The following is a 17438-nucleotide window of genomic DNA, read 5'->3' as shown; positions in this document are numbered from 1 at the left end:
TTCTATTCTCTTAAATCTTCGACAATTTTTTCGCCAGCCCGAGATAATTTTCCGGCCGGATTTTTTTTAATTCAATTTTGACCTCGCCGGATATTTCGAGGCCGTCTATGAATTCTTGAAAATCTTTCAAGGCCACTTCTTTTCCCCGGGTCAAAGCTTTTAATTTTTCATAAGGCATGCTCGCCCCTTCGCGCCGAAGTATGGTTTGGATCGCTTCGGCAATCACTTCCGGGTGGCTATCCAAATCAGCCAAGGCCTTATCCTTATTTATGACAATCCGTTCCAGTTGACGGCCTAAGTATTTATAACCGATAAGGCAGTGCCCAAAGGCCGCGCCGATATTCCGAAGCACTGTGGAGTCGGAAAGGTCTCTTTGCAGGCGCGAAATCGGGAGCTTCATGGAAAAAAAATCAAGCATTGCGTTAGCCATTCCTAAATTGCCTTCGCTATTTTCAACAAAAATAGGATTGATTTTATGGGGCATAGTGGATGAGCCGATTTCTCCGGCCACTTGTTTTTGCCCAAGCCAGCCGTCAGAAATATAGCGCCAAATATCCTGGTCCAGATCAATTAATATCGTATTCACCCTCCGCACCATATTGAAAAGCTCGGCATAACTGTCATGCGATTCGATTTGGGTAGTAAATAAATTTACTACCAGGTTAGTTTTTCTTTGCTTATTTAGCTTCCCGATAAAATTCCGCGAAAATTTAATCCAGTCGATTTTCGGGAAAGCCGCTACCAGGGCATTATAGTTTCCGGTCGCGCCGTTTAATTTAGACATTACCCGCTGACTCTTTATTTTATCGAACACGCTTTTAAGGCGCGCCTCGAAAACTTTAAACTCTTTCCCAAAGGTAGTCGGCGATGCCGGCTGGCCGTGCGTCCGGGCGAGGATCGGAGCGTCTTTGCCGGCCCTAACCAATCCCTTAATCTCTATAATCACTTTTTCCAAAGCCGGAATCATCACCTCTTTCAGACTCTCGCTAATCATTAAGCCGTAAGCGATATTATTCGCGTCTTCCGAAGTCAAACCAAAATGAATCCATTCGAGCGAATCTTTCAGGCTGGTCTTCCCCAGTTTTTCTTTTAGAAAATACTCAATGGCTTTAAAGTCGTGGTTAGTAGCTTTAATATTTTTATAGCCTTTTAGCTCGATGTCATTGATAATTTGGGCGTCTTCCAGACTAAAATCATTATAGAGCTTTCTTATGAGCGCTTTTTCGCTCCCGGAAAAGGCGCGCATTTTTATTCCCGGCGTCTCCGACAAAGCGATTAAATATTCGCACTCCATCAGTACTTTATATTTTGATAAGGCGTATTCGCTGAAATACGGCGCAAGAGCTTCCGTGTATTTCTTGTAGCGTCCGTCAACCGGTGAAATATTTTGCAAAGATTTCATAAATTTAATAATGCGCTTAGAGGCGCTAGATTATGTTAGTGAAGAAATTCAAATTCTGTAGGCGGAAAGATTCTTTTCTATTCTTTCTAAAATCGGGGTCTTTATATCGGTTTTATACTGCTCTCCGCTAATCTGCTCGTAAATTTGTATATAGCGGGAAGAAATTTCCGCTACTAACTCATCCGGCGCCTTAGGCAGAACCGGATCATTATACGGATCGCAATTGGCTTTAAACCAAAGCCTTAAAAACTCCTTGTCAAAATATTCCGGTTCAAGGCCGGCGCTGAACCTTTCATTATAAGTATTAAGTTTCCAATACCTGGACGAGTCCGGCGTATGGATTTCATCAATTAGCATAACATTTCCCTCCTCATCCATGCCGAATTCATATTTGGTATCAACCAGTATTAACCCTCTTTCGTTAGCCAGCTTAAGGCCGCGCTCATACAGCTTAACGGACGCCGAGGATATTTTTTTCCACACTTCTTCGCTAACAATCCCTTCATCAAAAATTTCTTTGGCCGAAATCGGCCGGTCGTGCTCTTCTGATTTAGTGGTTGGGGTTAAAACCGGATTTTCCAGTTTTTGGTTTTTGACCATTCCGTCCGACAAAATAAAATCTCCGAAATCCCTTTTGCCTTTTTGGTAGTGCGTCCAGAGAGAAGTGTCGGTCACTCCGCAAATATAGCCGCGGACAACCATTTCTAAAGGTATAACCCGGCATTTTTTGGCTACTACCACTCTTGGATCGGGAAAATCAATAACATGATTAGGCACGATGTCAGCCGTCCGCTCAAACCACCAGCGGCTGGTTTGAGTTAAGACCTCGCCTTTAAAGGGGATAAGAGCCAGATTCCGGTAATCAAAGGCTGAATAGCGGTCAGTGGCAATTAATATTATCTTATCCGGCTGGGTGTAAATATCCCTCGCTTTTCCCTGCCGCCTTTCGCCTAAATTTTTAAAATCGGTTTGGTCCAATACCTTGTTTAAATTTTTTTCGATTACGCTTTTATCCATAGCCAATATTTATAATAAAATTATTCTCCCGGCGGCGCTAAAGTTATATTTTCCGGTTCAAAAATTACCTGCCTTTTTCCTTCTTCAACTACTCCGACATCAGCTAATTCGTATCCGGCTTCTTTTCCGATTTCCAAAATCTGTTTTATCTGATCAGGTGAGGCATAAATATAATAGCCCGCTCCCCAATTAAAAGTTTTTAGGCAATCTTTCATCGGCACACCCAGAGTTTCCCGAAAATATTGCATCAAAGGAGGAATCGATAGCCAGGAATGGAGACGATAAGTTAAGGGGCGCTTATCAAAGGCGATTTTCCCGACGCCGTCGCCAGTGCCCGGAAGCAGGGCGTTTATTTTTACTTTGTTTTCCAGTAAAGTTTCAATTAGCTTAACGTAAGAGCGGGTTGGAATCAAAGCTTCCTCGCCAAGGGTTTTTCCATTAGGCAGTTTGGTTAAAAATTGTTCCGGCATTTCCAGAGCCTTTCTTATGACCAGGGAAATTCCGTTGGCGTGCAGGCCCGAAGAGGCAACGGCAATAATATGGTCTCCGGCCCCTAAGTCCCGGCCGGTTATTAAATTTTCCCTGGGCGCGATTATTCCGGTCACTGAACCGGATAAAGTCGCAATTTCCTTAACCGGAGGAGTGGGGTTGATTAAATATTTACAGCTGGCTGATTCGCCGGCCGGTAAAGCCATCCCGACTTCTTCGCAGATTTTTAGTAATCCGGCGGCAAAATCCTTAGCCCGTTTCTCGTCGCCATACCATTCGCTTCCCGACGCTTCGAGCTGGTCATTAAAAACTACCGGCATAGCGCCCTGGGCAATTACGTCGTTTACGACGATGAGAGCTGTGTCAATCGCGATCGAATCGTAATAAGTTTTACCGGTGTTTTGATACATCCACTCGGCAATCCAGTTCTTATTGCCTAAGTCTTCCTGGGTTTTGCACCAGATCGGCTGGTCTTTTCCCCGGTATTCGAAAACCGCGCCGTGGGCGTGGATAGCGTCTTTCACGATATATACTCCCCGCTTCTCGGGAAAGTGCAAGGTTTTTTTTCCGGTTTCAATCATAGCCATCTTAAACGGCTCCATAACGGTATAATCCACTCCTGATTTCGCGTATTCGGATTTTTGCATAAATTATTATTTAATCTTTTTTTTCAAATTTTTGGCCTTCATGTCTACCGCGTCCGCCATTTTCTTTTTGTATTCCACCAGCTTTTTTGTCAGTCCATCATCTGAAGTGGCTAAAATCTCCACCGCCAGTATCCCCGCGTTTTTCGCGCCGTCGATCGCTACGGTCGCGACCGGAATGCCGGACGGCATTTGCAGTGTTGAAAGTAAGGAATCAAGGCCATCCAATTTTGAATGGATCGGCACGCCAATAACTGGCAACACTGTTGAAGCCGCAATCACTCCAGCTAAGTGCGCCGCTCCTCCGGCTCCGGCAATAATAACTTTCAGACCGCGGGCATGAGCTGTCGCGGCATACTGATGCGCCCGGTCCGGCGTCCTATGGGCCGAACAGACCGTTATTTCATAACCCACGCCGAATTCTTTCAGTACTTTTGCCGCTTCCTGCATCACGCCCAAGTCAGAATCAGACCCCATTAATATACCGACAAGTGGTTTCATAATATTTTTGAAAATTCTATTTTCTATTTAATTTATTAATAATTCCGATCAACTCTTTCATGTTATGGATTAAAAAATCCGGTTTATGTTTTTTAAGCCGGGCAATAGTATTATAGCCGCCGGTTATGGCGACAGTATGATAACCGTAGTGTTTGCCGATTTCAATTTCTTCTTCTGTGTCACCGACCGAAATTACTTCGCTTGGTTTTAACTTATGCCGTTTGACATAATCATTTAATTTTTGCCCTTTACCTTTTTTATGCAGCGCCCCTTGTTTCGTTCCGTTTGCTAAAACTACGTCCATGTGATGCCCGATCTTTAATCTTTTAAGCTGGGCGGTAATGCCGACGATAGTGTGATTACTATAAATCATGGATTGGATACGGTTTTTTTTCAACCAAGCAAGAACTTCCCTTACGCCTCCGCGGGTCCGGCATTTAGCCGCCCGGGGCTCATAATAGCTATGAAAGGCGTTAGATAGTTTCTCGCTGTTTTTCAATACATACTTTCGCTCCACCCCGTTTTTTACCAGGCAGTCGATGAAAGGAATGGTAAAAGTCTGCCGGTATCTTTGCAGGCTCATCGGCTTTACGCCAGCCGCCATTAATTCTTCGTTGGCTCCTTCCCAGCAGGCGCGGGTATCGGAAAGCAAGGTGCCGTTCCAGTCAAAGGCGACAAGTTTAATCATAAAGTTAAGCTTAGGATTCTAATGATTTCTTCCCGATATCCGTTCGGTAATGCATGCCTTCGAAGTTTATTAACTTTATGGCCACATAAGCTTTATCTAAGGCGCCGCGCAAAGTATCGGCCGTGGCCGTTACCCCGAGCACTCTTCCGCCGTTCGTCAGCACCCGTCCGTTATCCAGTTTTGATCCGGCATGGAAAACAATTACGTCGGCCATCTTTTCCGCCTCTTCAATCCCAGTAATTTCTTTACCTTTTTCATATGGTCCCGGATAACCGCCCGAGGCTAAGGCAACGCAACAGGCAAAGCCCGGATACCATTCGATTTCCATTTCTGCCAGTTTGCCGTTCACCGACGCTTCAAATATGTCATACAAGTCAGTTTTTAGTAGTCTTATATAACTTTGAGTTTCCGGATCGCCTAAGCGGCAATTGAATTCAATGACTTTTGATCCGTCTTTAGTTTCCATCATCCCGGGATAAATCAACCCGACAAACGGCGCTCCGGCATTTTTTAAGCCTTCCAAGATCGGCTCGACCACCTGCTTCGCGACTTTATCCATCATTTCCAGAGTTACCCACGGCACGGGCGCGATTGTACCCATGCCCCCGGTATTCGGCCCCTTACCGTCGTCAAAAACCGGCTTATGGTCCTGGGCAGTCGGGAAAAGCTTGTAGTTCTTTCCGTCGCAAAAAGCATGGACCGAAAACTCCGGGCCGGTTAAACATTCTTCTATTACCACCGTAGCACCTGATTCGCCAAAAACTTTATCAACCATTGATTCTTTTAGCGCCTTTTCGGCCTGTTCCAGGGTCTGGCAAACAGTTACGCCTTTGCCAAGGGCTAGACCAGAGGCTTTTATAACGATTGGCGCCCCTTTTTCGTTTATATATTTAAAGGCCGCGTCATAATCAGTGAAAGTCTTATACTCGGCCGTAGGAATTTTTTGCCTGGCCATTAAGTCTTTGGCAAAAGCTTTTGAAGCTTCGATTTGCGCGGCCGCTTTTGTCGGTCCCCATATTTTTAATCCCGCCTCCTGGAAAGCGTCCACTACGCCTAAAGCCAAAGGGTCATCCTGGCCGACTACCGTTAAGTCAATATTATTTTCGTTCGCGAATTTAACGAGGCCCTGAAGGTCGGTCGAAGCTAAGGCTACGTTTTCACCTAAGGCGGCCGTACCGGCATTTCCCGGCGCGATATAAATTTTATCGACTTTCGGCGACTGCTTTAATTTCCAGGCAATCGCGTGTTCCCTACCTCCTCCACCGATTATTAGTACTTTTGCCATATTGTTTCTTGTTTAAATAATTTCTGAATGCGAGCATTAGAAAAATTTAGATTAGATTTTAAATAAAATTGAGGCAACAAATTTTCACTGTTTGATCCGCCTAGGGCGGGGAGTTTGAAAATTTGTCCGTAAATTTTATTTAAAATCCTAAATTTTTCTCTTTGCGAGCGGACAGAAATTATTTTAACTTCTATCCGTGCGGATATAATTCAATCGCTTCCTTTTTGCATTGTTCCAAAATCCCGTATTCCTCCGGTTTTACTAAAGGCTCGGTTCGCACTATTTCTTTAACTGTTCCGTCCGCAAAGTCCTGCAAAGTTTGAATTTGCGTTTTATACTCAGATGGAAAAATTCTTTCATTATAAAGGGATTCCACGGTGTCGTCGGTCAGGATAGGTACCCGTAACGCTTTCACTACCGCGCCCTTGTCATACTCTTCTTCTACCCTGTGGGCAATAGTTTCGTTCCACCAATCGCGGTTGGTTTTTTTTACGAAGAGAAGCCGGGCACAGACTGCCGCCCGGCCATGTATGCCTTTGCCGCCGAAATCGGGTCGGCCGGGATCTAGGGGAACCGGATGCTGGTTAATGATCATGCCTTCATATTCTTTTACTACATTCGCCGGCGTTAAGGGCAGCCAGCCGTATTGGCCGATAAATTCAACACCGCGTTTTTTACACTCATCAATTATCTTTCGGCCGAACTCTTCCCGCGTTAGAAAATCTTTCGGCCGAATTACCACTATGTCCTCTTTGGAAATTCCAAGGTTCAAAGCTTTTTCAATGCCGCCCGCTTCAGGCCTCGAAGCAATTACTAATGCCGGAAGGATGTTTTTTAGCCGACCTTCTTTTGCGGCAGTGATAATCGAGGCCATCGTCGTTCCGCCGCCGGAAATGAGCATTGCTATCTTCATATTTAATATTTTTTATACAAGGGATGAACTCGGATGCCGGTAATCTTTGGCGCGCTCTTTTAAGTCTATCGGGTAAATTCCGGTAAAGCAGGAGGTGGAAAAATTATCGGCCGGCAATCCGATGGATTCGATGAGTCCGGCTAAGGATAAATAGTAAAGGGAAGTGGCGCCTAAAAATTCCCGGATTTGCGGAACGGTTTTTTTCGAAGCGATTAATTTCTCCTGCTTTGGCGTATCAATGCCGTAAAAATCCGGATATTTAACCGGCGGAGAAGAAATAATCATATGGACTTCTTTGGCGCCGGCGTCGAACAAGGCTTGGGTAAGTTTTTGGGTAGTCGTTCCCCGGACAATCGAGTCGTCGATTACTACCACTCGCTTGCCCCTAAGCACATTGGCTAAAGGGATTAGTTTCATCTGGACACCCAGGTCGCGGGTATGCTGGTCCGGTTCGATAAAAGTGCGGTGGACATAGCGATTTTTGATTAGCCCCATTTCAAAAGGAATGCCGGTGCCTTTGGAATAGCCGATAGCGACCGGGATAGCGGTTTCGGGAACCGGAATGACTATATCGGCTTCAAGCGGGTTTTCTTTAGCGAGCGTCAAGCCGCAATTTCGCCGGACTTCGTAAATCAGCTTGCCGCAAATTTCCGAATCCGGCCGGGAAAAATATACAAATTCGAAAATGTCGATTTTTGGATTGGACGGCGCCGCCTGGATTGATTTCAAGCCGCCTTCAGACACAGCGACTATTTCCCCGGGATTAATTTCTCTTAAAAATTCGGCACCGATAAGTTTGAAAGCGCAAGTTTCCGAGGCAAAAACGTATCCGCCATTCAGCCGGCCTAAGGAAAATGGCCGGATACCGCACTGGTCGCGGAAAGCAACGAGCGAATCGCAAGTCATCGCTAAAGCGGAAAAAGCCCCCGTAAATAAAGGAAAGGCAGCTAAAACTGCCTCTTCCAAATTTTTCCCCTGATCTAAATACCAGGCGATCGCGTAAGCCATTAGTTCCGAATCCGAACAGCCCTGGGTTTCGACGCCCTTGTCTTTTAAAAATTCAATCAGGGCGGTAACTGAAGGCAAATTGCCGTTATGCACCAAAGCCAGCTTGTGGTCAATTACTATCGGATGGGCGTGCGCCAGGCCGGTGCCCTCGGAAGTTGAGTAGCGGTTGTGGCCGACCGCGATATGGCCTCTTAAGCTTTTGATAATGCGTTCATTGTAGACGTGGGTTACCAGGCCAGTGTCTTTATATGAGTCAATTTCCTGGCCGTCTGAAGTGGCGATGCCGGACGATTCCTGGCCCCTATGCTGGAGCGCGAAAAGTCCATAAAAAGTCAGGCGGGAAACATCCAATTCCCGGCCGTAAATTCCAAATACTCCGCATTTTTCGTTTAACTCTCTCATATTTCTCGCGTGAACGATGCGCTGATTAAATATTTTATATCTATAATAAAGTGTTTAGTTTTTGAAAGTTATTTAATGATAGTCTGGCTTCGATCCGGCCCGACGGAAATATATTTTACCCGGGCGCCCGACAGCTCTTCTAAACGGTTTAAATATTTTTTGGCGGCCTCGGGAAGCGCCGCGAATTCTCTTACTCCGGTGGTATCGGTTTGCCAGCCGGAAAATTCTTCATAAATCGGCTCTACGTTTTTAAGGATATCAATATCAGCCGGGAAGAATTCCAATTTTTCACCTTTATAATTATAGCCGGTGCAAATTTTTATAACAGCCAACTCATCCAATACGTCCAGCTTGGTAATGATTAATTCATCAACTCCGCTCATTTCGCAAGCATACCGGGAAACTACTGAATCAAACCAGCCGCAGCGCCGGGGCCTACCGGTCGTTGCCCCGAACTCATCGCCTTTCTTTCGGAGTTTTTCCGCCTCTTCTCCCTCCAGTTCAGTCGGAAACGGCCCTTCGCCTACCCGGGTGGTGTAAGCTTTTACCACTCCAAGTATTTTGTCAATAGATTTCGGGCCGATTCCTGATCCGGTAACCGCTCCGCCAGCCGTCGTATTGGACGAGGTGACATAAGGGTAGGTGCCCAAATCAATATCGAGCATCGCGCCCTGCGCCCCTTCGAGCAAGATTTCTTTTTTTTCTTTAACCGCGCGGTTTGCCATCGCTCCGGTATCGGCGATGAAAGGACTGATCTCTTTTTGGTAGTTTAAATAATCAGCGGCAACTTTTTCGGCGTCCAGCTCATCTTCGTTATATATTTTTTTTAAAAGCTGGTTTGCGAATTCTATATTGGCGCGAATTTTTTTCAGAAGCCCGTCCGGGTTTAAAAATTCCGCCGCCCTGATTCCGGTCCGGCAAATCTTATCCATGTAAGCCGGGCCGATCCCCCGTCCGGTTGTGCCGATTTTGCCTTTGGAATTTTTTTCTTTGGATTGGTCGATCATTTTATGGTAAGGCATTACCAAATGGGCCCGGTTTGAGATAAAGAGGCGGCCGGCCGGATCAAAGCCGAGTTTTTTCAAAAGATTTATTTCCTCTAAGAGCGTTTCCGGGTCGATTACCACTCCGTTTCCGATTATAGAAATTGTTTTCAAATTTAATATCCCGGAAGGAATCAGATGAAAAATATATTTTTTTCCTTCAATCACTACGGTATGGCCGGCGTTCGCTCCGCCCTGGGCCCGGATCACTAAATCAGCTTTCCCGGCCAAATAGTCTACAATTTTTCCTTTGCCCTCGTCCCCCCACTGGCAACCAAGAATTACTGTAATCATATTTTGAAAATATAAAAATAAATAAAATACTAATGCCAAAACGCCCGGCGACGGGTAAAGACCATCGCGATTCCGGCCGCGTCGGCGGCGGCGATGGATAATTTGTCGTTTATGGATCCGCCCTGCTGGACGATGGCTTTTATTCCGGCTTTGGCCGCCAGTTTAACTGAATCGTCAAAGGGAAAAAAACTGTCGCTGGCCATTACCGCCTCCTGGCTGAATTGTCCGGCTTGTTCTAGCGCGATTCTTACCGCCCGGACGCGCGAAGTTTGGCCAGTGCCGATTCCCCGGGTCATAGGCAATTTCGGGTCCATTACCAAAATCGCGTTGGAACGGATGCGGGTTAAAAATTTCCAAGCGATCCGCATTTGGTTTATTTGTTCTTCCGTTGGTTTTAATTGGGTGGGGAATTCCCAGGCGGAAAAATTCTCATCAATACCGTTATCGGCCGTCTGGACGACAAACCCGCCTTCAATCCATTTTAAATTTATTCCTTTGGGGTCGGGCGGATTAATTTTTCCCAAAGAATATATGCCCATGGTTTTGCGGACGCCTTTTAGAAATTCCAAAACTTCGGCGTCAACTTCCGGCACGGCGATAATATCGATATTGCCCCTCTTTTCGTCTTTAAAGCTCGCGATCAAATCAGCGCATTTTTTATCCATCGGCTTATTCAGTACGATTACTCCGCCAAAAGCCGATTCGCTGTCCGCCTCAATTGCCCGAGTTAAAGCCTCCTCGGCGGTTGATCCTAAGGCTAATCCGCAGGGGCTGTTATGCTTTATAACCGCGGCGGCCGGTTCGCTAAAAAGTTCAACCGCTATCAGGCCGGAATTGATGTCCGTTAAATTGGTCAAAGAAATATCCCGTCCGGCCAGGCATTTTAATCCGGAAATGGCTGTTTTTTTTCCGGGGGTAATATAGGCGGCGGCTTTTTGGTGGGGGTTTTCGCCGTACCTCAAATCTTTCATCTTTCTTCCGGCCAAAACGAATTCTTCCGGAAACATTTCACTCCCGAAATATCCGGCGATTTGAGCATCGTAAAAAGAAAGATGACGGAAAGCTTTGGCCGCCAGTTTTTGGCGCAGCTCTTTGGTAATCGCGTTTTCGGCAATGGCTTTAGCTACTGTTTCGTAGTCTTTTGGGTCAACTATGGGCAAAACGTGCAGATGGTTTTTTGCCGCCGACCGGATCATGGTTGGGCCGCCGACATCAATGTTTTCGATAGCTTCTTTGGCGGTGGAATTTTCGCTTGCCGAGGTTTTTTCAAAAGGGTAAAGGTTGCAAACTACAATATCAATCGGCTTGATAGAAAGCTCTTGCGCCTGCCTTACATGCTCCTCGTTAGCGCGGTCGAATAAAATGCCGGACATCACCTCAAAGCTTATGGTTTTCATCCGGCCGTCAAAACTTTCCGGGTTGCCGGTTATCTCTTGGATTGGAACCGGCGTCAAACCGGCTTCGGTTAAGGCCTTGGCCGTTCCTCCGGTAGCGATGAGCCGGTAACCGGCTAGGTCGAGCGACCGGGCCAGATCCGTTAAACCTTCTTTGTCCGAAACGCTTAAGAGCGCGTATTTTTCCATATAATATTAGTTAAAATATCTGACGGCGTTTTTGAAAATTTGAAAACCGGGGCCGTATTCCGGAAGCGGCTTTCCCTCCCGGATTAATTTCTCTTTTTTAAGCGGCCAGTTGGGAAGGTGGTGGAAAAACATACCCCTTTCCGGATGCGGCATTATTCCGAGCACCCGGCCGTTGTAAGCCGATACCGCGGCAATATCCATTATCGAGCCGTTGGGGTTAGCCGGCAGGTTCTGGTATTGGCATATTTCGCCTTTAATATATCGGGCGGCCAGGCCCAAAGATTTATTCAAGCCGGAAAGAACCTTTTTTTGCGCGAAATATTTGCCTTCGCCGTGGGCAATCGGCAAAGATAATTTTTTTATGCCCCGGGTCCAGGGGGACTCTCCGGTGATTTCCAAGTCTACCCAGCGATCAAGATATCTAGCCCCGTCGTTTACCGTAAGCGCGCCCGGCACCAGGCCGGTCTGGGTTAAAATTTGAAAACCATTGCAGATTCCGATAGCCAGCTTGTCTTTAGAAACAAATTCATTTATTTCATCCTTTAAATTATTGTTTAGCTTATTGGCGTAAGCCTTGCCCGATCCAGTATCGTCGCCGTAAGAAAAACCGCCGGGAATCGCCATGATTTCGTAATTTCCTAATTTTTTTATTCCTTCGGCCAAATCATTAATATGAACAATCTGGACGACGCTTCCGGCCAACTTAAAGCCAAGAGCCGTTTCTTCTTCGCAGTTTAGGCCATAGCCGGACAGGATGATTACTCGAGGTTTAATCATATTTTATCTTATCACTTTTCAATTTTTTCTGCAACTTTAGAGATTTTTAAGGGGTTTTTTATATGCTTCCAGGGCGTCTTTTAAAGCCAGGCTGGCGACTAACTTGTTATTATTATATATTTTTACCAGTTTTGAGTTTTCAACTTGCCCGATCCTTGCGAAATCCCGGCCGGACATTATTTTTTCAAAAAGCGGAGCTTTCTTTTTATCAACCGTAACCAGAATTCTTCCGGCGCTTTCGGAAAAAAGCGCCTCGTGATTGTTATTCCATCCCCCGGGCAAATTTTTTAAATCCAATTTTCCGCCTCGTCCGCCGCCGGATAAAGATTTTATGGCGGCTATGGCTAAGCCGCCGCGGTTTAAGCTTATGGCCGAGGCAACCAGATTTTTTTGGATTGCCTTGAAGAGCGTTTTGTAAAGCCGGTAATTTTTTTTGGCGTCAACCGCGGGTACGCCTTTTTCTTCCGGCTGATCGGGATTAACGCCGTTCGGCGATGTTTCGGATTTTAACATTTCCCGATATTGGCTTCCAGCCAGTTCGTTATTGGTATTGCCCAGGATGTAGATAATGTCTCCGGGCATTTTTGCCTCAAGCGACACAGCCTTGGCAATATCCGGAATTACACCAATGGAAGAAATCAAGAGGGTCGGAGGAATGGAAATTTTCAGCGGCCGGGCGTCCTTGTCAAATCCTTTGAAATCGTTATACATGCTGTCTTTCCCGGAAATAAAGGGCGTCCCCAAGGCGCAAGCCGTATTATAACAGGCGCGGGCCGCTTCTTTTAACTGCCACAGGCGGGTCGGGTCATCCGAGCTGGACCAGCAAAAGTTATCTAAAAGCGCCAAGTAATCGATATCCGCCCCGGCCGCTACGGCCGCCCGCACCGCTCCGTCAATCGCCACGGCCGCCATTTTATAGGGGCTAAGTTCAGTAAGGCCAGGATAAAGGGCGCATCCCAATACCAGGCCTTTTTTTGAAGAAAGGACCGGCCGGGTGACGGTCGCTTCAGAAACAATCCGGCCGCGGCCGGACAAAGGCTTTATGACTGAACCGGCCTGGACCTCATGGTCATACTGCTTAGAAATAAACTCAATACTCGCGATATTTAAATGGGAAAGAAGCGAAATAATTTCTTTTGAATAGCCGGTTTGGCGGCCAGCGCCTGTTTTTTGTAAAAGGCGTTCGTCGGCCGGGATAGCTTTTGGCTCTTTAGTCGTCTGCAATTTTTCCGGCCGGCCATGGTGCAGAAATTCCATATCTAAATCAAGCACATTCTCATTATTAAATTTAACCGTACAGCGTCCCCGGTTATTAAACTCCCCGATGACAGTAGCTTCCACTCCCCGGCGTCCCATTAATTCGGAAAATTTTGGCCATTTTTTTTCAGGTATAGCCAAAACCATCCTTTCTTGCGATTCGGAAATCCAAATTTGCCAGGGTGCGAGCCCCGGATATTTCAGCGGCACTTTTTCCAAATTAACCAGGCATCCTCCGGTCGCTTCGGCCATTTCGCCGACAGCCGAAGAAAGCCCTCCGGCGCCGCAATCGGTAAGGCTGGAATATAAATCCAAATCTCGGGCTTCTTTAATTAACGCGTCGGATAATTTTTTTTGGGTGATGGGGTCGCCTATTTGCACGGCTGTAGCCGGACTTTTTTCATCAAGCTCAACGGAAGAGAAAGTTGCCCCATGAATGCCGTCGGCGCCCACCCGGCCGCCGATCATGGCGATTAAGTCGCCCGGCCTGGCCCTTTTAATATGGGACGGCCGGTTATTTATCGATCTTTTTATCAGTCCCACCGTGCCGGCAAAAACTAACGGTTTGCCGCGAAAACGGGGATCAAAATAAATAAAGCCCAAGTTGGTTGGAATGCCGGATTGGTTGCCGCCGGCATTAATTCCCGCCACTACCCCTTCTAGTATTCTTCGGGCCGAAAGCATTTTTTGAGTTTTTCCTTTATCCCGGTATAATTCGGTATTATCTTTCGGGTCAGCCAGGCAGAAGCCGTAAACATTAGCTATTGGCTTGGCGCCGAGGCCGAATCCCAGACAATCGCGGTTAACGCCGACAATGCCGGTTATTGAACCGCCGAAGGGGTCAAGCGCCGAAGGGGTGTTATGGGTCTCAACTTTATGGGTAATCAAATAATCTTTATCAAAGCCGATAGCTCCGGAATTATCGGTAAAAACCGAAACGCAGAAATCCCGCCGGCCTTTTTTCCGGCGAATTTTTTCGGTTGCCCCTTTGATATAGGTTTTATAGATGCCGCGGGCTAGATCATCCATCGGGTCGGCAAAGATTGTGTGTTTGCAATGTTCGGACCAGGTCTGGGCTAAGGTTTCCAGCTCTACGTCGGTAGGTTTTCTTTTAAGGCCGTTGAAATGTTCGCGGATGGCTTTAAGGTAATTAAGGCTCAAAGAAAGCGGCCCCCGCCTTAAGCCGCTTTTGTCTTTAATGCCCTGTCGGCCCAAGGTTTCGAGCTCCCCGTCTTCGATATTGAGGTCGATATTTAACACCGTAGTTTTAGCAGAAAGTCTTACCTTGGGAATAATCATATCTAGGCCCCGGTTTTTTATGTATTCGGAAAAAGTTTTAAGGCCGGCCCGCTCGATAAGCGGATTAAAAAGACAGTCTTTAATTTTTTCGGCATCAGGAACCGCCGCCTTTCCTTCAAACGAAATAAAAAAAATCCGCGATGAATATACGGATTCTTGCGGTAAGAATTTTATTTTTAGCCCGTCTTCCAAAGACTCTTTGGCGGTCTGTCCGATGTTGTCGGTAACGCCGGGCAGATAGCCGATCTCAATAACGTAATCGAATTTTTTTGGGCCGTTTACTGCGGGCGATTCAGAAGCAGTTTCGAACAATGGATTGGAGAGAAGCCTCCGGGCTTTTGCTTTCTGATTTTTATCAAGCGCTTTGTCGATGGTATAGCAATCCGCCAGACAGACTGATTTTATTTTAGCGGCCAGGCCCAGGCTGTTAAAATGCCTTTTTTTTGATTCGGCCCGGGCATCGGCTATGGCTGGCTGGATGTAGATTCGGCAAGGCATAAAATTACTAAAGCCGGCTGTTTCCGGCATTTTTCCGCCAAAGATGTAGGGTTTTTTAAGCTTAATCTCCGGCAATTATTTACTGACCTTTTGAGACTCTTATTACTTATATTATAGGGCTATTAATAAGCTTCTGTCAAAAATATAAGCCGGTTTACAGACTCAAATTATCATGGTACAATAATTTACTATAATATGAGAAAATTTCAGCGTAAAATTGAAGATTTTATCTGCGAAAATTGCGGGGTAGAAACAAAAGGCGACGGCTATACCGACCATTGCCCGAATTGTTTGTGGTCAAAACACGCCGATATTAATCCGGGCGACCGGTTGTCGGAATGCCAGGGGATGATGCGGCCGATCGGCCTTGAATTAAAACATGGAGAAGAGCGGATTGTCTACCAATGCGAAAAATGCGGACATCGGCATAAGGTAAAAGCGTCTAAGAATGATGATTATAAAAAAATACTTGAACTTTCAAGACTCGAATACAATATATGAAGTTTGACCAAAAATTTGTCTTAAAATCAAAATACAAACCGACCGGCGACCAGCCTAAAGCGATTTCCAAGCTGGTATCCGGCCTGGCCAAAGGCTATAGGGAGCAGACTTTACTCGGCGTTACCGGTTCGGGGAAGACTTTTACTATGGCCGGGATTATCGAGGCCGTCCAGCGTCCGACTTTGGTGATATCCCATAATAAAACTTTGGCCGCCCAGTTGTACGGCGAATTCCGGCAATTTTTTCCAAAAAACGCAGTTCATTATTTTGTTTCCTATTATGATTATTATCAGCCCGAGGCCTATATTCCCCAGACCGACACGTATATCGAAAAAGAATCAACAATAAATGAGGAAATCGACCGTTTGCGGCATGCTTCGACCCAGTCGCTTTTATTCCGGAACGACGTAATCGTGGTGGCGAGCGTTTCCTGCATTTACGGCATCGGGGAAAAGGAGGATTATTTGTCCCTCGGCCGGTTTTTTTTCGCCGGGCAGAAAATGAAGCGGAACGCTTTGCTCTCGGAACTGGTTAAGATTCAGTTTGAAAGAAATGACAATGAATTTTACCGGGGCAAATTCCGCGTCCGGGGAGATACGATTGATATATTCTTGGTTAACGGCGAAGCGATTATCCGCATCATTATGCTTGGCGATACCGTAGAGCGGATAATTCAGTTTTCGGTTCATCCGGAAGACCCGAAAAAACCCTGGATGGAAGGGTTGCATGACAGCCAGGGTACCCGGCTGAAAGAGGTAATGATACTGCCGGCCAAGCATTACATGGCGCCGGATGAAAAGATAAAAAACGCGATGGGGTCGATCAGACTGGAGCTCGCGCAAAGGCTCGAAGAATTAAAGAAAGAAGATAAGCTGGTCGAAGCTTATCGGCTTGAACGGAAGACCAACTATGATTTGGAAATGATTGAGCAGGCCGGCTATTGCAACGGCATTGAAAATTATTCGAGGCATTTATCCGGGCGCGCAACCGGCTCTCCGCCTTCGACGCTAATGGATTTTTTTACCAAGGATTTTTTGCTATTTATCGACGAATCGCACGTAACTTTGCCGCAGATCCGGGGAATGTATTTCGGCGACCAGTCGCGGAAGCAAACTCTTGTCGACTTCGGCTTCCGCCTGCCTTCAGCCAAGGACAACCGGCCGCTAAATTACGATGAGTTCCGGAAAAAGATCAACCAGGTGATTTACGTAAGCGCCACTCCGGCGGATTTTGAAATAAGAAATTCCAAACAGGTGGTTGAACAAATCATCCGGCCGACCGGGCTTATGGATCCGCAGATTGAAGTCCGGCCGTCTAAAAACCAGATCCAGGATTTGATCGGAGAAATTAAATTAAGAGTGGAAAAAAAGCAAAGGGTTTTAGTTACGACTTTGACCAAGCGCATGGCTGAAGAATTATCCGAGTTCTTAACGGAAAATTTGATTAAAGTAACCTATCTTCATAGCGAGATTGAAACTTTAGAGCGGGTGGATATTCTGAACAATTTAAGAAGCGGAAAAGTAGACGTTCTGGTAGGTATTAATCTTCTGCGGGAAGGCCTGGATCTCCCCGAAGTATCTTTAGTCGCAATTTTAGACGCGGATATGGCCGGTTTTTTAAGGACAGAAACCTCGCTTCTACAGACCATCGGGCGGGCGGCGCGGAACGTCGACGGCAAGGTAATTATGTACGCGGAAAAAACTACCCCGGCCATGCGTTTTGCCATTTCCGAAACTAACCGCCGCCGCAAGGTTCAGGAAGAATATAACAAGGAGCACAATATAACTCCGACGACTATTAAAAAAGAGCTTTCTAAGGGATTAATTGAGGCCTAGTT

At 46.3% G+C, this 17438-nt stretch carries 13 protein-coding genes and 1 pseudogene; 2 read left to right on the top strand and 12 right to left on the bottom strand.

The window, feature by feature from the left end; translation table 11 throughout:
• Nucleotides 1-10: 10 nt before the first annotated feature.
• From purB to WC715_02710, 12 genes are all read right to left on the bottom strand, one after another.
• Nucleotides 11-1402, bottom strand: a complete 1392-nt coding sequence (gene purB / locus WC715_02765) for an adenylosuccinate lyase (GenBank protein MFA6171355.1) — start codon at nt 1400-1402, stop codon at nt 11-13.
• A 48-nt stretch (nt 1403-1450) separates the two neighbouring features.
• Nucleotides 1451-2419, bottom strand: a complete 969-nt coding sequence (locus tag WC715_02760) for a phosphoribosylaminoimidazolesuccinocarboxamide synthase (protein MFA6171354.1) — start codon at nt 2417-2419, stop codon at nt 1451-1453.
• Nucleotides 2420-2439: 20 nt separating this feature from the next.
• Nucleotides 2440-3555, bottom strand: coding sequence for an AIR synthase related protein (locus WC715_02755; GenBank protein MFA6171353.1), 1116 nt, complete (start codon nt 3553-3555; stop codon nt 2440-2442).
• Between the two features lie 6 nt (nt 3556-3561).
• Nucleotides 3562-4056 carry a 5-(carboxyamino)imidazole ribonucleotide mutase gene (gene purE, locus WC715_02750; GenBank protein MFA6171352.1) on the bottom strand — a complete coding sequence of 165 codons (495 nt, stop codon included), beginning with the start codon at nt 4054-4056 and terminating at the stop codon, nt 3562-3564.
• Nucleotides 4057-4069: 13 nt separating this feature from the next.
• Nucleotides 4070-4741, bottom strand: coding sequence for an HAD family hydrolase (locus WC715_02745; GenBank protein ID MFA6171351.1), 672 nt, complete (start codon nt 4739-4741; stop codon nt 4070-4072).
• 10 nt (nt 4742-4751) lie between these two features.
• On the bottom strand, nt 4752-6026 hold the full coding sequence (gene purD / locus WC715_02740) for a phosphoribosylamine--glycine ligase (GenBank protein ID MFA6171350.1): 1275 nt from the start codon (nt 6024-6026) through the stop codon (nt 4752-4754).
• A 190-nt stretch (nt 6027-6216) separates the two neighbouring features.
• Nucleotides 6217-6939: a formyltransferase family protein gene (locus tag WC715_02735; protein MFA6171349.1), complete on the bottom strand. Its 723-nt coding sequence runs from the start codon at nt 6937-6939 to the stop codon at nt 6217-6219.
• A gap of 12 nt (nt 6940-6951) precedes the next feature.
• A complete protein-coding gene (gene purF / locus WC715_02730; protein ID MFA6171348.1) occupies nt 6952-8349 on the bottom strand; it encodes an amidophosphoribosyltransferase in 1398 nt (465 codons plus the stop codon).
• A gap of 68 nt (nt 8350-8417) precedes the next feature.
• On the bottom strand, nt 8418-9686 hold the full coding sequence (locus WC715_02725) for an adenylosuccinate synthase (GenBank protein ID MFA6171347.1): 1269 nt from the start codon (nt 9684-9686) through the stop codon (nt 8418-8420).
• Nucleotides 9687-9715: 29 nt separating this feature from the next.
• Nucleotides 9716-11269 carry a bifunctional phosphoribosylaminoimidazolecarboxamide formyltransferase/IMP cyclohydrolase gene (gene purH, locus WC715_02720; GenBank protein ID MFA6171346.1) on the bottom strand — a complete coding sequence of 518 codons (1554 nt, stop codon included), beginning with the start codon at nt 11267-11269 and terminating at the stop codon, nt 9716-9718.
• A gap of 6 nt (nt 11270-11275) precedes the next feature.
• Nucleotides 11276-12046: a phosphoribosylformylglycinamidine synthase subunit PurQ gene (locus WC715_02715; GenBank protein MFA6171345.1), complete on the bottom strand. Its 771-nt coding sequence runs from the start codon at nt 12044-12046 to the stop codon at nt 11276-11278.
• Nucleotides 12047-12082: 36 nt separating this feature from the next.
• A complete protein-coding gene (locus WC715_02710) occupies nt 12083-15100 on the bottom strand; it encodes an AIR synthase-related protein (GenBank protein ID MFA6171344.1) in 3018 nt (1005 codons plus the stop codon).
• Nucleotides 15101-15295: 195 nt separating this feature from the next.
• Here WC715_02710 and WC715_02705 point away from each other — a divergent pair, with 195 nt between their 5' ends.
• Together WC715_02705 and uvrB are read left to right on the top strand one after the other, a co-directional pair.
• Nucleotides 15296-15601, top strand: coding sequence for an RNHCP domain-containing protein (locus WC715_02705; GenBank protein MFA6171343.1), 306 nt, complete (start codon nt 15296-15298; stop codon nt 15599-15601).
• Nucleotides 15598-17433 (top strand): annotated as a pseudogene (uvrB, locus tag WC715_02700) (excinuclease ABC subunit UvrB). Before WC715_02705 ends, uvrB begins: the two are co-directional and overlap by 4 nt.
• Nucleotides 17434-17438 lie beyond the last annotated feature (5 nt).

It is taken from the genome of Patescibacteria group bacterium, assembly GCA_041661505.1.
Lineage (GTDB): Bacteria > Patescibacteriota > Patescibacteriia > Patescibacteriales > JBAZCA01 > JBAZCA01.
This window is presented reverse-complemented; position numbering and strand designations above follow the sequence as displayed.

Excerpts from the sequence above, each read along its gene's own strand:
- WC715_02745 (MFA6171351.1), bottom strand. The coding sequence starts at position 4,741 with ATGATTAAACTTGTCGCCTTTGACTGGAACGGCACCTTGCTTTCCGAT.
- WC715_02710 (MFA6171344.1), bottom strand. The coding sequence starts at position 15,100 with ATGCCTTGCCGAATCTACATCCAGCCAGCCATAGCCGATGCCCGGGCC.
- purH (MFA6171346.1), bottom strand. The coding sequence starts at position 11,269 with ATGGAAAAATACGCGCTCTTAAGCGTTTCGGACAAAGAAGGTTTAACG.
- WC715_02725 (MFA6171347.1), bottom strand. The coding sequence starts at position 9,686 with ATGATTACAGTAATTCTTGGTTGCCAGTGGGGGGACGAGGGCAAAGGA.
- purF (MFA6171348.1), bottom strand. The coding sequence starts at position 8,349 with ATGAGAGAGTTAAACGAAAAATGCGGAGTATTTGGAATTTACGGCCGG.
- WC715_02715 (MFA6171345.1), bottom strand. The coding sequence starts at position 12,046 with ATGATTAAACCTCGAGTAATCATCCTGTCCGGCTATGGCCTAAACTGC.
- purB (MFA6171355.1), bottom strand. The coding sequence starts at position 1,402 with ATGAAATCTTTGCAAAATATTTCACCGGTTGACGGACGCTACAAGAAA.
- purD (MFA6171350.1), bottom strand. The coding sequence starts at position 6,026 with ATGGCAAAAGTACTAATAATCGGTGGAGGAGGTAGGGAACACGCGATT.
- WC715_02735 (MFA6171349.1), bottom strand. The coding sequence starts at position 6,939 with ATGAAGATAGCAATGCTCATTTCCGGCGGCGGAACGACGATGGCCTCG.
- WC715_02705 (MFA6171343.1), top strand. The coding sequence starts at position 15,296 with ATGAGAAAATTTCAGCGTAAAATTGAAGATTTTATCTGCGAAAATTGC.
- WC715_02760 (MFA6171354.1), bottom strand. The coding sequence starts at position 2,419 with ATGGATAAAAGCGTAATCGAAAAAAATTTAAACAAGGTATTGGACCAA.
- WC715_02755 (MFA6171353.1), bottom strand. The coding sequence starts at position 3,555 with ATGCAAAAATCCGAATACGCGAAATCAGGAGTGGATTATACCGTTATG.